This is a genomic window from Phycisphaerae bacterium (genome assembly GCA_018003015.1).
GTDB lineage: Bacteria > Planctomycetota > Phycisphaerae > UBA1845 > PWPN01 > JAGNEZ01.
In genome coordinates this window covers 69,255-83,461 of sequence record JAGNEZ010000025.1, presented here as the reverse complement: position 1 = coordinate 83,461, position 14,207 = coordinate 69,255, and the positions used below count along the sequence as shown (strand labels likewise).

The following is a 14,207-nucleotide window of genomic DNA, read 5'->3' as shown; positions in this document are numbered from 1 at the left end:
GCGACAACGTGCGATACATTCGTCGAATCCGTTCGATCACTGTTGCATCCTGCATCCACCCAATATCGGAACAACGCGATCGAACCTATCAACAATTGTTCAGGTTATTCTTTTGCGGGCCCTTAGCTGGCTCGATCTGTTCGACGGCGAGGGTCTTGGTTTCCCCGTTGACGCGTACTCTGACTGAGCCCTCGCGGGGCGAGGTGATGTGGAAGGTGGTGGCCTTGCCGTTCCTCCAGTCGATGTCCACGGTATAGCCGCCGCGGGCCCGCAGGCCCTTGACCGAGCCGTTGGCCCATGCCTTGGGCAGTGCGGGGAGGATCTCGATTTCCCCGGTGTGCGACTGGAGGAGCATCTCGGCGATGCCGGACGTGCCGCCGAAGTTGCCGTCGATCTGGAAGGGTGGATGAGCGTCGAAGAGGTTGGGGTAGGTGCGTGACGGATCGAGCAGCATCTTGATCATCGTGTAAGCGTGTTCGGCGTCCTGGAGGCGGGCCCAGAGGTTGATTTTCCAGCCGAGGCTCCAGCCGGTGGCCATATCGCCGCGTACCTCGAGGGACTTGCGTACGGCCGCGGCCAGTTCGGGCGTGCCGCGTGGTGTGATCTGGCTGCTGGGGAACAGGCCGTACAGGTGGGACACGTGTCGATGCTGGAGTTCGGGGGCGTTCATGTCCCAATCCTGGAGCCATTCCTGGAGTTGGCCGGCCTTGCCGATCTGGTGGGGTGGCAGCCGATCTCGGGCCTTGGTGCACTCGGTGGCCAGTTCAGCGTCTTGGCCGAGGATTTCCGCGGCCCGGATGAACTGGGTGAAGGTGTCGCGGACGATCTGGTTATCCATGGTTGGTCCGGCGCAGGCGTAGGCCTGCTTGGCGTGTCGGTTTTCGGGGGAGGCGGCGGGGCAGGTGACCAGCCACTGGTGTGTTGGCTCCTCGATCAGGTAGTCGAGGAAGAACTCGGCGGCGCCCTTGAGGGCCGGATAGACGTTGGCGAGATGGTCCTTGTCGCCGCTGAACAGGTAGTGGTCCCACAGGTGGGTGCTGAGCCAGGCGCCGCAGGTTGGGGTGAATGCCCATGGCCCGTCGATTGGCGCGGTGGCCCGCCACAGGTCGGTGTTGTGGAAGCAGCACCAGCCGCGGGCGTTGAACATGGTTTTGGCGGTTCGGGCTCCCGACTCGCTGAGTTCTTTGACCATGCGGCTGAGCGGCTCGAGGCACTCGCCCAGGTTGCAGGTATCTGCCGGCCAGTAGTTCATTTCGGTATTGATGTTGATGGTGTACTTGCTATCCCACGGCGGGCTGGTGCTCTCGTTCCAGATGCCCTGGAGGGTAGCGGGTTGGGTTCCCGGGCGTGAGCTGCTGATCAAGAGGTAGCGGCCGAACTGGAAGTAGAGTACTGCCAGCTGGGGGTCGACGGCGCCGCGGGCGAAGGCCTTCAGGCGGTCGTCGGTAGGTTGTCCGGCGGCATCGGTGGTGGTGAGGTCGAGCAGGACGCGGCGGAAGAGCCGCTGGTGTTCGTGCACATGCCGGGCGAGCAGTTGGTCGAAGGGGGCGGTTGCGGCCTTGGCGATTTGTTCGCGGGTCACGGTTGTCGGGTCGCCGCTGATGTCCTTCCAGTTCCGGTAGCTTGTTGCCGCGGCGATGAAGAGGAGGGCTGAATCGGCGCCGGTCACGGACAAGCCGTTTTCGTTTGTGGTCAGCTGTCCTCCCGCAGGCAGGGCGTGTGCGCGGCACTCGAATCTGAGTGCTCCCTTGACGCCGCGGTAATCCGGCCCGGTGCCGGCGAGAACGAGGGTATCGCCGTTTTCGACGCTGATGGTGGCTTTCTGCGGGGTCTTGAATTTGGCGTTGAAGGTCACTTGGCCGGGCCGATCGGCGGAGAGGCGCAGGATGATGAGCTGGTCCACTGGTGACGAGAAGACTTCGCGCACGAAGTGAACGCCTCCGCGCGTATAGCTGACCCGTGCGACCGCCTGATCGAGATCGAGTTCGCGGCGGTAGTTCCTGACGGTGGGTTCGCCGGGGGATTCGAGCCACAGGTCGCCGATCGGCTGGAAGGAGAGCTGGCCGCTAGGTTGGCCGAGGAGTTTGTCGTTGATGAGCCGATCGGCCTGGCCGTACTGGTTCTCGAAGATCAGTTTCCGGGCCTGTTGGAGGTGTGGGAGGGCGTCGGCGCGGGCCGGATCGTAGGGGCCGCCCGACCAGAAGGTATCCTCGTTGAGCTGGAGCCGTTCGTGGTCGATGCCGCCGAAGACCATTGCCCCGAGGCGTCCGTTGCCGATGGCCAGGGCCTCGGTCCAACGGATGGCGGGCTGGCGGTACCACAGGCTGAGGGGCTGTTGTGGGGCGGGGGCCTGGCCCTGGAGCTGGCCGTCGAATTCGGTACTGGTGCCGTTGGCTCGGTGGAGGACGAGTGAACCGGCCAGGGGGGCGATGTTTCGCCTGCGGCCCTCTTGGAACTTCCAGTCGCCGAGGACGCCGTCGAGCGATGCGGGGTCGGTACTCGCGGCCCGAGTGGCGATTTCTTCGGCGGTCAGGGCCCGGCGGTAGATGGCCGCGCGGAGGATTCGCCCCTTGAACCGATTTCCTCCGGTGGGGTCGGCGCCCACGCAGAGGGGTACGGGGCTGAGCCGCATGGGTACGAAGTTGTCGCCCTCGATCTTAGCGGCTTCCTTGCCGTTCACGAAGAGCTTCATGATTTGTTTGGAGGAGCTGAACACGCCGGCGACGTGGGTCCATTTTCTGGCCGGCAGTTGGGCCTCGAAGCGGCACATTCCCTGGGCGTTGAGGAAGCGGAGGGAATTGCCGGGATGGGTGTCGAGCATGTAGCCGTCTTGGGTTCCGGGGACGCTTTTGTCCAAGATGCGTCCGCCGGCGGGGGACATTCTGTCGGCCTGCACCCAGGCCTCGAGGGTGAGTTCGTCGGTGAGGTCGAGTGCCTTGCCGGGCTCGACCTGATAGACGGCTTCGCCCTCGCCGAGTTTCAGGCCGGTCTGAGCCGCGGCGGGCAGGGTGCTGACCGCCGCCCACGAGCTGCAGAGGATCGCGGGGACGATCGGGAGGAGCCTGATGTGTCCCATGGTTATCTCCTTGGCCTTCTGGGCCGATTGGGTCTTCGCGTCTACCGGCACGCGTTGGGCTTCTGCTATCGGTCTTTCTGTTCCACGCCCATGCCCCTGCGATCGGGATCGGCGGGCACCTGGGGGGGTATGTAGGGATGTTCCTTGATTGCGGTCAGCATGTGTTGGATGGCGTAGTCGAGTTGCGGATCGCCGTCGCCGGTCATTTTGGCGGGATCATCGACCACCTCGATGTCGGGATCGACGCCGTGGCCCTCGATGCCCCAGGTACCGTTGGTCTTATAGAAGCCGAAGGTTGGCACGGTGACGTGGGCGCCGTCGATGAGTCCGGGGTTTCCGCTCATGCCGACCAAGCCGCCCCAGGTTCGCATGCCGATGAGCTTGCCAAGCCCGGCCTGGCGGAAGTAGTAGGGGAAGGCGTCGCCGCCCGATCCGGCCATGCCGTTGATGAGCATGCATTTGGGTCCCTGGTGGCTATCGGGTGGCCAGCGCCAGTCCTGGCCATCGCGCCGGTGCCAGTAGTTGGTGACCGGCCGGTTGAGCAGCTCGATGAAGCGGGTGGGGATCTGGCCGCCGCCGTTCCAGCGTTCGTCGATGATGAGGGCGGCCTTCTCGCGCTGGCCGAAGAACTGGCGGAACAGCTCGTTCTGGCCGTTGACGCCGGTGTCGGGCACATGGATGTAGCCGACTTTGCCGCCGGAGGCGGACTCCACGTGGGCGCGGTGGCGTTCGACCCAGGCGCGGTAGCGTAGCCCGCCCTCTCCGCCCATCAGGGTGACGACCACGTCGCGTTGGCCGGTCAGCGGTTCGGGTTTGTCTTCCTCGTCCTTGCGATCGTCCTTAGGGTCCTTGGCGTCCTTCTTCTCATCCTTCTTGGTGTCCTGGTCGTCCTTTTTGGTGTCCTTGTCGTCCTTCTTCTCTTCGTCCTTGTCGTCCTTGGTGGTGGCCAGTGGGGCGTTAAGGTCGAGCGTTGGCTTATCGCTGACGGTGAGGGTGACGGTCTTGCCCGCCAGGCCAAGGAATGCTGCCCACGGGTCTTTGCCGGTATCGACGGGTACGCCGTTAACTGCGAGGAGGTAGTCTCCTTCTTTGACCTTGACGCCCGGCTGGCTGAGTGGGCCGCGGGCGTCGAGATCGAAGGTGCCGCCCTGGATGATGCGTTGGATGCGATAGGCGTTATTGGCGAGCTCGAAGTCGGCGCCGAGCATACCGACGGCCACGGACGGTTCCGGGCCGGTATCGCCCCCGCTCATGTAGTAGGCGTGGCCGACGTTGAGTTCGGAGATGAGTTCGCGGATGAGGAATCCGACGTCATCGCGGGAGACGCAGTCGTCGAGCAGCCTGGTGTACCGATCGCGCAATGCCGGCCAGTCGACGCCGTGCATATTGGGCACGTAGAAGTAGTCGCGTTCGATTCGCCAGGCTTCGAGGAGGATCTGTCGCCATTCCTGGCGCGGATCGATCTGTGCGACCATGCCTTCGAGGGAGAGTCGCTTGTCCACTTTCTGGTTTGGGGCGGCGTCGATGAAGGCGTGGCCGCCCTTGTTGACCAGGAGCTTTTTGCCGTCGGCGGTCATGCTGTAGCCGCCGACGTCGTCGAGTACGGTTTTTTCCTCTTTCTGTTCGTCCTTGACATCGAAGATCTTGATCGCGGTTCCGCCGCCGCGTCGACGGCTTTCGGAGCGCAGGTAGATGAGCTTGCCTTCGTGGTTGACCGACAGGCCGCTGAAGCCGCCGGTGCCGACGGGCAGGAGCACGGCCCGCTGTTCGAAGCCGGGGAGGTCGATTTCCAGGGGCTTGTCCTTCTTCTTATCCTTGTCCTTGGCGTCGCCGGTCTTGTCCGCGGGCTTGCTGGCCGGTGCGGTGGCGGGTTTTGACTCGGTCTTGGCGGAGTCGCCGGGGCTGGTCGTGGCAGCCGGCTTGGACCCGGCGTCGTGGGTTTTGTCCTCTCCCTTCTTGCCCTCAGTTTTCTTTTCCCGGTCCTTGTCGGCCTTGTCCTTTTCCTTGTCCTTGGACTCGTCTTTCCAGGTTTCCTCGTCGCTCTTGGGCAGCCACGGAGAACCGACCTTGGCCCGGAGGGGCACAACGGCCAGCTGGGCGGTGCCCCGATAGACGAAGGTGCTGCCGATGTCCTCGTACATTGGGTCGCCGAAGTGGCGTTGGGTCGCGAAGTAGAGGTAATCTCCCTTGCGGTCGAACGCGGGCGAGGAATCGTTGAACATGCCGCTGGTGGCCTGGGTCCGCTTGCCGGTCACGAGGGAGTAGAGCCAGATTGCGGAGTGGGTATTGTCTCCGCCGCGGGTGTAGGCGATCCAGTTGGAGTCGTGGGACCAACTGGCCTGGGGCTGGTTGGACCAGGGTTCGGTATCCACCAAAAGGGTTTTGCCTGGTGGGGGGACACCGAGCTTCTTGATCTCGGTCTCATCGGCGGGGGCGGTGGCGGGTGATTGATGATCGCCGGCCTGGTGGGTGGTTTTCTTTTCCGGTTGGGGCTGGGTGGCCGGCGCGGAGCTCGGCGGCAAGGGTGCGAGGGTATGGAGGTACATGCGGCCGGCCTTATCGGTGAATCCGATGTACTTCGAGTCGGGTGACCAGGCGATGGCGATGCGGAAGCATGCGGGCAGCTGCTCGAGCACGGTACCTGGGGGGATGTTCTTCATTTCCCTGGCCACGGACGAGGTCAATGGTCGGGGTTGGCCGCGTCCGTCGCTCTGGCGGAGGTACAATTCGTACTCGCCGGTCTGGTCGGAGAAGTAGGCGATCCAGCGGCCGTCGGGGCTCCAGGCTGGGGAGCGTTCGGCGGCGTCGGCGGTCCGGGTGAGATTGCGTGGCGAGCCCTTGCTGGCCGGCACGGTCCAGATATCGCCGCGGGCCCCGAATGCGGCCCGCTTGCCGGTGGGTGACGCGTCCATATCCTGGAGGTATTGAGCGGCATCGACGCGCTGGGGGCGGATCGTCGGCCGATCGCCGGGCACGGTCACTTCCACGGTGCGGCTCTGCCGGGTCTTGAGGTCGAGCAGGTAGAGTGCCGAGCCGTTCTGGAACACGATTTCGCCGTCGCCGCCGGTTCCCGGGCCGATTGCCGGCCACTTGACGTCGAACTCTTCGAAGCGGGTGATCTGTTCGCGGAGGCCGGTTCTGGTGTCATACGACCAGATGTTCATTTTGTGGCTTGGGCCGTCGTCGCAGATATAGAAGATCCTGTCGCCGTGCCACATTGGCTGGCTGTCGGTGCCTTCCCAGCCGGTAATCTTCTTCGAGGTCTGGTTGCGGAGGTTGAAGAGCCAGATATCGGTGGCCATTCCTCCGCGATAGCGCTTCCAGGTTCGCGCGTCGACGGTGTGGGGGGTGTAGGCCAGCCAGGTGCCGTCCGGGCTGATCGCCCCGTTGGCTCCGTAGGGGACGGGCTGCTTGGCGGGCAAGCCTCCTTTGGCCGGTACCACGAAGAGCTGGGTTTGGCGGCCCAGGTCCTGGTAGCCGGCGAAGAACAGGAGGCCTTTTCCATCCGGGGTCCAGTCGCAGAGGGTCTCGGTGGCGGGGTGGTGGGTGGCCCGCAGGGGGGTTCCGCCCGCGGTGGGGATGGTGTAGATATCGCGGTTGCCGTCGTAGTTACCGATGAACGCGACGCTCTGGCCGTCGGGGCTAAAGCGTGGGAAGGCTTCGCCTCCCGGGGGGCTGGCCAGAGGTTGGGCCAGGCCGCCTGCGCGGGGGACGAGCCACAGCTGGTTGGCGTAGACGAAGACGATGTGGGTGGCGCTGACGTCCGGGTAGCGGAACATGGCCGCCTGCGGCTTGCGGTCGGCCAGCGCGGGCAAGGACGAGAGGATCGTGGTCGTGACTGTCGTGCAGAGCCATGCAAGGGTCCTTCGGGAAGTCATACGGGCGGGTTCCTTTCTTGACAGCATCCCCATCTGGGCAGTCGGCGACTGCAGGATTCGGAAGAGAAGGCGGCCCGGCGAACGCGAGCCGGATGCCGTCCATCCAACCCCCGATCACACCGTGGCGGTGCGTCGGGAAGGGAGTTTAACCTCCCCAGGTAGGTGCTCGCAACCGCCGCCGCTTGATGCCGTGCCCGCTGGTAGCGATGCAAAGTATTGTTATAAAAAGATTTATGATCAGTGGCGAGTAACCGCCGGGTGTCCGGGTTCGTGGTCGCTGTTTTCCAGGGGGGGCCGGAAGTGGGGCGGGCTGGATGAGGGGTCATCCTGGCTCAGTTCCCGGACTCTCCTGGCGGCTGGTATTGCACTTCCAGCAGATGTCGAAGCCCGCGGGGACCGACTCGGCACAGGTCGGACAGGTCCAGGTCGCATCGGCTTCGGTTGACGCCGGCTCAGTGGCGGCAAGGGCATGCAGTGCATCGAAGAAGAATTCTCTGGGCACCAGGAGTCGTTCCTCCGCCAGCGGGCTGATGCCGGTGTAGATGGTGCTCAGGCCGGAACCGCTCACCATGTACGGGATCTCGTCGTGATAGAGAACCGTTTTTGCCATCGGCCGGAGCGGACCGGTGATGAAGCGCCCCAGGTTGACCCAATCGCCACGGGGGATGATTCTCTGGAGATGGAACGGGCATGTGCAAGCCGGGCACGCATTGGCCGGTGCTCCGGCCAGCGGTCCCCCGCAGTCGTCGCAGAACAGGCCGAAATCCGGCAAGGGGCGTTCAGCACCGGAGAATCTTGGCTCCCGTTTTTTGAGGTGATGGTCGGTTGGGTCGGCGTCTCGTGAGAGCCAGTCGTTGTTGAATTCGATTGGCTCCTCGATCTCGAGCAAATCCCGAATCGAGAACTTGGTACCGCATTCGGGGCAGCGGTCGCCGGGCAGGCCGTTCAGCGAGTAGTCACACGCCTCGCAGTGCAGATCGAGGCTGGGTACTGGTCGCTTGAGGTCCAGCAGTCGGCGGATGTCGAATCGCCGGCCGCATCGTCTGCAGCAGTGTTCGGGCATTCCGGCCAAGGCGGTCCCGCAGGCCGGGCAGTGCAGGTCCCAGTCGGGGATGGGTAGCTGATCGATATTGATCATACCCCCATTATACCTCGCGGTGATCTGCCGCGGTGGTGGGAGTTGAGGATAGCCAGCCGGCACGGAGGCTTGGGGTGGGCATCGGCGGGGTACGGGATGGGGGGCGGGTTGGCGAGTGCTCTGATCCCGTTGCATGCGATTCTCTTCTGGATCACAATGCTGGCCGGCGGCTTGCTGTGCCGAGGAGGATCGCGTCATGGCAGAGTGGTACTACCTGAAGAACAACCAGCAGCACGGTCCGGTCGCGGGGCCGGAGCTGAAGAAGATGGCCGATGCCGGCGGGCTGGTCCCGACCGATCTGGTCTGGCGCGAGGGGATGGAGCAATGGGCGCCGGCCGGTCGCGTGGGGGGCTTGTTTTCCGGTGTGGAGGTTGGAGCGCCTCCTCCGCTCCCGGCGGGTGGACAGGTCGGTGTGGGGCCGAGAGCGATGCGCTGCCATGAGATCACCTATGAGATCTTCGGTGACGACATGCAGGTTGTCGAAGTGGAGCTGGATCCGGGCGAGACGGTGATTGCCGAGGCGGGCGGCATGAACTATATGGAGGAGGATATCACCTTTGAGGCCAAGATGGGTGACGGTTCCCAACCGGACGCCACCTTTTTCGGCAAGCTGCTTCAGGGTGCCAAGCGGGTGGTGACCGGTGAATCGCTGTTCATGACCCACTTCACCAATGCGGGTGGTCGAGTTCCGCGGCGGGTGGCATTCGCGGCCCCGTACCCCGGCAAGATCGTGGCTCTCAACCTGGCCGAGGTCGGCGGTGAGCTGACCTGCCAGAAGGACTCGTTCCTGTGTGCCGCGTTGGGTACCGAGGTGGGCATCGCGTTTGCCAAGCGGCTGGGCACGGGTCTGTTCGGCGGTGAAGGGTTCATTCTCCAGAGGCTGCGTGGCGACGGGATGGCCTTTCTGCATGCGGGCGGGACGATCATTCGCAGGCAGCTCAACGGACAGACGCTTCGGGTGGACACGGGTTGTCTGGTGGCATTCACGCCGGGCATCGATTACGACATTCAGCGATCCGGCGGGCTGAAATCCATGGTTTTCGGAGGTGAGGGCCTGTTCCTGGCGACACTTCGCGGGCATGGGACCGTCTGGCTGCAGACCCTGCCCTTTTCACGACTGGCCGACCGCATCATCTCCAGTTCTCCGAGGGCTGGCGGCTCGGGCAAGGAGCAGGGCTCGGTCCTGGGCGGGCTGGGCAATCTGTTCGGGGACTGAGGTGTCTGCCGGGTCGGGCCGACGTGGGGGTGGGATGTTGGTGGAGCGAGGTTGGAGTTGATATCCGCTGTCCGGGCCTGCGGGTCGACGGCGATGCCTGCGAGGAAGCCTGGGGAGGCATGAGCGGTTTGTGGCACGAGCGGTTGCGATCGAATTGCCGGCGGGTGGCTGCGACCTGCCTGGTGCTGCTGGCCGTCTGCCCTGGAAGCGGCACCTTGGCCGGCGAGGTGGTCATCGACTTCTCGCAGATCAGCGGCCGGATCCGCCCGCTGCACGGTGTGAACCTGGGCCCGTTCTGCTACCGGGGCATGGTGGACCTGTCGGCTTATCACCGGGATATTGGGGTTCCCTTCACGCGGCTGCACGATGTCGTCTGGCTCAACGCCGAGGCGGTGGATGTTCATACCATCTTCCGCGATTTCCGCAACGACCCGGAGAAGCCCGAAAGCTACTCTTTCGCCGCCACTGACGACTACATCCAGGCGATCATCGATGTCGGCTCGGGGGTGATTTACCGGCTCGGAGAGAGTATTGAGCACACCCGGCGTCAGTACTTCGTGCAGCCGCCGCCGGATCCTCGCCGATGGGCGGCGGTGTGCGCCGGCATCATCCGGCACTACAACGAGGGATGGGCCAACGGCTTCCGGCATGGGATCCGCTACTGGGAGATCTGGAACGAGCCGGATGTGCGGCCGCAGATGTGGACGGGGACGGACGAGGAGTTCCTGACGCTTTTTGAAGTGACCGCCAAGACGATCAAGGGCCGGTTCCCGGATCTTCGGGTGGGCGGGCCGGCGATGGGTCACTCCGGCGACATAGTCGGAGACGATTTCCGGCCGACGCCGTTCACGGCCAAGTTCCTGGACTTCTGTCGGGACCGCCAGGTGCCGCTGGACTTCTACTCCTGGCACCGATACACGGCCGATCCGTGGGACATTCCGCGGCGGGCTCGAGGCATTCGCCGGCTGCTCGACAACCGCGGGTTTACCAGGACGGAGAGTCATTTCAACGAGTGGAACTACCTGCCTGGGGACGACTGGTCGCCGATGGCGGTGTTGGGGGCGGGGGAGAAGCGTGAGCAATGGTTCGCGGAGATGGGCGGACCGCGCGGTGCCGCCTTCGCAGCCGCGGTACTCATGTCGCTCCAGGACTGCCCGGTGGAGGTAGCCAACTACTACACCGGCGAGATTCAGGGTTTCGGCCTGTTCACTTTCCACGGCACGCCGCGGAAGACGTACTACGCCTTCAAGGCGTTCCGGGAGTTGCTCAGTTGTCCCGTGCGTGTGGCCACGCCCGAGGGAGGCCCAGGCCGATGGATACTCTGTGCCGGGCGAAGCGAAGACCGCACGGGCGCCGCGATCCTGGCCAGCAACCTCGATGCCCCGGGAAGTCGCCTTGCCGTCACCGCGACCAGGCTACCCTGGGCTGGCCCCAGCCGCCTGGAGGTGCTGAAGCTGGACCGCGAGACCGATCTCCTGCCGTTTCGAAGCGGCTCGCTTGATGAGGGGCAATCCATCGAGTTGGATGGAATCGAGGCCCCGGTTGTGCTGCTCATCAAGCTGCAGCCAGGATCGAGCCTGTCCCGCGAACCGATGAAGCCGTGAGCCCGTGGCCGGATGGTCGCGATTCTTTGGATGTGCCCGCCGTCCTGTCCGCTCGTGGCTGGACCTTGATGGTTGGCAGGCGGGGGGGCTCGCCTTATCATAGCCGCCCTGGCGGCTGGCCGATCGAGGTCCTTGGGTCAATCCCTTCGTGCGAGGCTCGGTCAAGATCGCCGGGTGGCCTATCATGGCTCTCTGGACGGCTGCTCTATCATGGGTAGGTAACGGCCATGCTGACGTTGACCTTTTTGGGCGTGGGTTCGGCCTTCGCCAAGCGGAACTACAATTCGAATCTGCTGATCGAAGCCTGGCACCACGGTCCGGGCACCCAGTCAGGGCCTGATGACACTCTCCTGGTCGATTTTGGAAGTACCGGCCCGCTGGCTCTGTATCAGCTGATGCAGAAGCCGGGCTTCACCTACCTGGAACACAACGGGATCATCAACTACCCGGCCATTCACAAGGTCTTCGTGACCCACCAGCACGCCGACCACATCGGCGGCCTGGAGGAGATGGCCTTGATGAATGCCTATGTCTACCGCGATCCCTCGCGCGACAAGGCGTTCAAACCGCAGATCATCAGTTCGCTCAGTATCCTCATGAATTTATGGGATCACTCGCTCAAGGGTGGGCTGAGCGTGATGGCCGGCCGGTATGCGCTCCTCCAGGACTACTTCTTCATCCTGGCGCTCAACCATCAGGAGGCCGGCAAGGATGGCTTCAGCATGCTGAAGCGCTACCGCTTCACGCTGTTCCCGACCGACCACATTCAGGTTCAGCACAAGTTCGACTGGCCCTCGTTCGGGTTGTTCATCGAGGACGCGCAGACCGGTGAGTCGGTCTTCTATTCCGGTGATACCCGGTATGACTACCCAGCTTACGCCCGGATGATGGAGCGGGCCCGGATCTGCTTTCAGGAGGTCCAACTGGTTGGCGAACCGGCCCCGGTCCACACCCTGCTCAGCGAACTGAGGGCCCTGCCGGAGGCCGTTCGCCGCAAGACGCATCTCTATCATTTCACGGACGACTGGGACACCGGCCCATTCGACTCGGTTTGCCAGGAGTTTGCCGGGTTTGCGGTGCCTCAGCAGCGCTATACAATCCTGGACTGATGCTGATCGCTCACAGAGGACCCCGGCCTTGTGCCGGCAGGTGGAGAGCCTATTCCGATGCGCAGGAAACACATCGTCTGTTTCGTCATGAGCCTGCTTGCCGGCCACGTTGTCCTGGCCGCCCCGGCGGGTGAGGTCAAGTTCAAGATGCACCCCATCAACGCCGAGTCGAAGTTCGAGGCGGCCGGTGTGCTGGACGTGGACAAGGACGGCAGGCTGGACATCTTCTGCGGCGGGTTCTGGTACAAGGCCCCCAGATGGGAGAAGGTTTTCGTCCGCGAGTTGAAGGAGCTGGACGAGTACTTCGTGGACTTTGCCAACCTGCCGGCCGACGTAGACGGCGACGGCTGGACCGACATTGTCAATGCCGCCTGGCACAACAAGGCCATCTTCTGGGTGCGGAACCCGGGCAAGGCCGGCGGGCCGTGGGACGTTCACATCGTCGATGAATTGGGCAACATTGAGACCGCGCTGGCGGTGGACATCAACGGCGACAAGCAGCTCGACTACCTGCCCAACTGCGTGACCGATGCGGCCTGGTATGAGTACAAGAAGGACCCGTCCGCCAAGCTCGGCGTGAAGTGGGTCAAGCACGTCCTGCCCAAGGAGGCGGCCGGCCATGGCATCGGTGCGGGTGACATCGACGGCGACGGCCGGATCGACATCGTTGCCCCGCGCGGCTGGGTCGAGCAGCCTGCCAAGGCGGACGGCCAGTGGGAATGGCGTCAGGAGTTCGATTTCGGTGTAACCAGTATTCCCATCCTGGTCCACGACGTGGAGGGTGACGGGGACGCCGACCTGATCTACGGTCTGGGTCACGATTACGGCCTGTTCTGGGTTGAGCAGGGGAAGGATGCGGCCGGCAAGCGGACCTGGACCCGCCACGAGATCGACAAGTCCTGGTCGCAGCCGCATTTCATGCTCATGGTGGACCTGGACAACTGCGGGAAGGCTGAGCTGCTCACCGGCAAGCGCTACCGGGCCCACAACGGGCACGATCCCGGTGCGAACGATCCCCGGTGCATCTATTACTACAAGTTTGACGCGGCCAAGGGGCAGTGGGTGCGGCACACGGTGAGCGAGAAAGGCCCGGCCGCGTTCGGCATCCAGAACCAGGTGATCGACATCGACGGTGACGGTGATCTGGACTTTGTCGCTCCGGGCAAGAGCGGGCTGTACCTTTTCGAAAACCTGCTGAAGAAGAACTGAGGGTTGAGGATTGGGCCTGGAGAATTGAGCATGGAAGGAGCTGGCGGGTGGGCAACCCTCGCACCAGGTGGGTGAGCCTTCTGCATTCTCGGCTTTCAGCCCTGCTTATACTCCGGCGAACGCGTTGAAGCCGCCGTCGACGGGGACGGTGATGCCGGTGACGAACTTGGACGCATCGGAGAGCAGCCAGATGACGGTTCCGGTCAGGTCGGCGGCCTCGCCGAATCGCCTCATCGGGGTGTGAGCGATGATCGACTGGCCGCGGGGGGTGAGTTCGCCGGTCTTTTCATCGGTGAGCAGGAAGCGATTCTGATGGGTGAGCATGAAGCCTGGGGCGATGCCGTTGACCCGGATCTTCGGCGAGTATTCCTGGGCCATGTGCACGGCGAGCCATTCGGTGAAGTTCTTGACTCCGCTCTTGGCCGCCGAGTAGGCCGCGATGCGGGTGAGCGGCTTGAAGGCGTTCATGCTCGCGATGTTGAGGATGGTTCCCTCGCCGCGTTCGGCCATGGTTCTGCCGAAGACCATGGAGGGCAGCACTGTTCCGATGATGTTCAGGTCCATGACCTTCTCGAACGCCTCGATGGGCAGATCGAAGAACTTCTTTTCTGGTCCGGTCGTGGCCATGGGATGGTTGCCGCCGGCCCCATTGATGAGCACGTCCACCTGCCCGAAGGCCTTGAGGCACGCCGCCAGGGTCTGCTCCATGCTGTTGCGATCGAGCACGTTGGCGGCCACGGCGATGGCCTTGCCGCCCTTCTGAGCGATCGACGCGACCACGGCCTCGGCCGCCTCGACCTTCAGGTCCATGACGGCGACGCGCATTCCGCGTTCGGCCAGACACTCGGCCAGTCCGCCGCACAGGACGCCCCCGCCTCCGGTTATGGCGACGCTCTTGCCGCTCAAGTCGAACAGGTCGTTCATGGGTCACCTCGGCCGCAGAATAAGTCCGGTCGTTTTCCGACGCAACGGGGGGG

Annotated in this window: 8 protein-coding genes; 4 read left to right on the top strand and 4 right to left on the bottom strand. The window is 63.9% G+C overall.

The genetic code is table 11. From position 1 onward, the window contains the following. Positions 1-88: 88 nt before the first annotated feature. The 3 genes from KA354_12830 to KA354_12820 all read right to left on the bottom strand — a co-directional run bounded on the left by KA354_12830 (position 89) and on the right by KA354_12820 (position 8,092). Entirely contained in the window at positions 89-3,076 is a 2,988-nt protein-coding gene (locus tag KA354_12830) for a glycoside hydrolase N-terminal domain-containing protein (GenBank protein MBP7935523.1), read from the bottom strand. Positions 3,077-3,141: 65 nt separating this feature from the next. Further along, complete coding sequence (locus KA354_12825) at positions 3,142-6,954, bottom strand: PD40 domain-containing protein (protein MBP7935522.1); 3,813 nt, start codon at positions 6,952-6,954, stop codon at positions 3,142-3,144. Between the two features lie 322 nt (positions 6,955-7,276). After that, positions 7,277-8,092 carry a hypothetical protein gene (locus tag KA354_12820; GenBank protein MBP7935521.1) on the bottom strand — a complete coding sequence of 272 codons (816 nt, stop codon included), beginning with the start codon at positions 8,090-8,092 and terminating at the stop codon, positions 7,277-7,279. Between the two features lie 196 nt (positions 8,093-8,288). Between KA354_12820 and KA354_12815 the strand changes: the two genes are divergently transcribed. From KA354_12815 to KA354_12800, 4 genes are all read left to right on the top strand, one after another. Then, on the top strand, positions 8,289-9,308 hold the full coding sequence (locus KA354_12815; protein ID MBP7935520.1) for a TIGR00266 family protein: 1,020 nt from the start codon (positions 8,289-8,291) through the stop codon (positions 9,306-9,308). A gap of 119 nt (positions 9,309-9,427) precedes the next feature. Continuing rightward, the gene (locus KA354_12810) at positions 9,428-10,912 is read left to right on the top strand and encodes a hypothetical protein (GenBank protein ID MBP7935519.1); all 1,485 of its coding nucleotides are present in this window, start codon (positions 9,428-9,430) and stop codon (positions 10,910-10,912) included. A 227-nt stretch (positions 10,913-11,139) separates the two neighbouring features. Further along, on the top strand, positions 11,140-12,021 hold the full coding sequence (locus tag KA354_12805) for an MBL fold metallo-hydrolase (GenBank protein ID MBP7935518.1): 882 nt from the start codon (positions 11,140-11,142) through the stop codon (positions 12,019-12,021). Positions 12,022-12,078: 57 nt separating this feature from the next. Then, complete coding sequence (locus tag KA354_12800) at positions 12,079-13,230, top strand: VCBS repeat-containing protein (GenBank protein ID MBP7935517.1); 1,152 nt, start codon at positions 12,079-12,081, stop codon at positions 13,228-13,230. Positions 13,231-13,335: 105 nt separating this feature from the next. Here the strand turns inward: KA354_12800 and KA354_12795 are convergent, their stop codons facing one another. Continuing rightward, the gene (locus KA354_12795; GenBank protein MBP7935516.1) at positions 13,336-14,154 is read right to left on the bottom strand and encodes an SDR family oxidoreductase; all 819 of its coding nucleotides are present in this window, start codon (positions 14,152-14,154) and stop codon (positions 13,336-13,338) included. Between the last annotated feature and the right edge of the window lie 53 nt (positions 14,155-14,207).

Bases quoted from the DNA above. Each gene is read 5' to 3' on its own strand.
- KA354_12830 (MBP7935523.1), bottom strand. From the start codon at position 3,076: ATGGGACACATCAGGCTCCTCCCGATCGTCCCCGCGATCCTCTGCAGC.
- KA354_12825 (MBP7935522.1), bottom strand. From the start codon at position 6,954: ATGACTTCCCGAAGGACCCTTGCATGGCTCTGCACGACAGTCACGACC.
- KA354_12820 (MBP7935521.1), bottom strand. From the start codon at position 8,092: ATGATCAATATCGATCAGCTACCCATCCCCGACTGGGACCTGCACTGC.
- KA354_12815 (MBP7935520.1), top strand. From the start codon at position 8,289: ATGGCAGAGTGGTACTACCTGAAGAACAACCAGCAGCACGGTCCGGTC.
- KA354_12810 (MBP7935519.1), top strand. From the start codon at position 9,428: ATGAGCGGTTTGTGGCACGAGCGGTTGCGATCGAATTGCCGGCGGGTG.
- KA354_12805 (MBP7935518.1), top strand. From the start codon at position 11,140: ATGCTGACGTTGACCTTTTTGGGCGTGGGTTCGGCCTTCGCCAAGCGG.
- KA354_12800 (MBP7935517.1), top strand. From the start codon at position 12,079: ATGCGCAGGAAACACATCGTCTGTTTCGTCATGAGCCTGCTTGCCGGC.
- KA354_12795 (MBP7935516.1), bottom strand. From the start codon at position 14,154: ATGAACGACCTGTTCGACTTGAGCGGCAAGAGCGTCGCCATAACCGGA.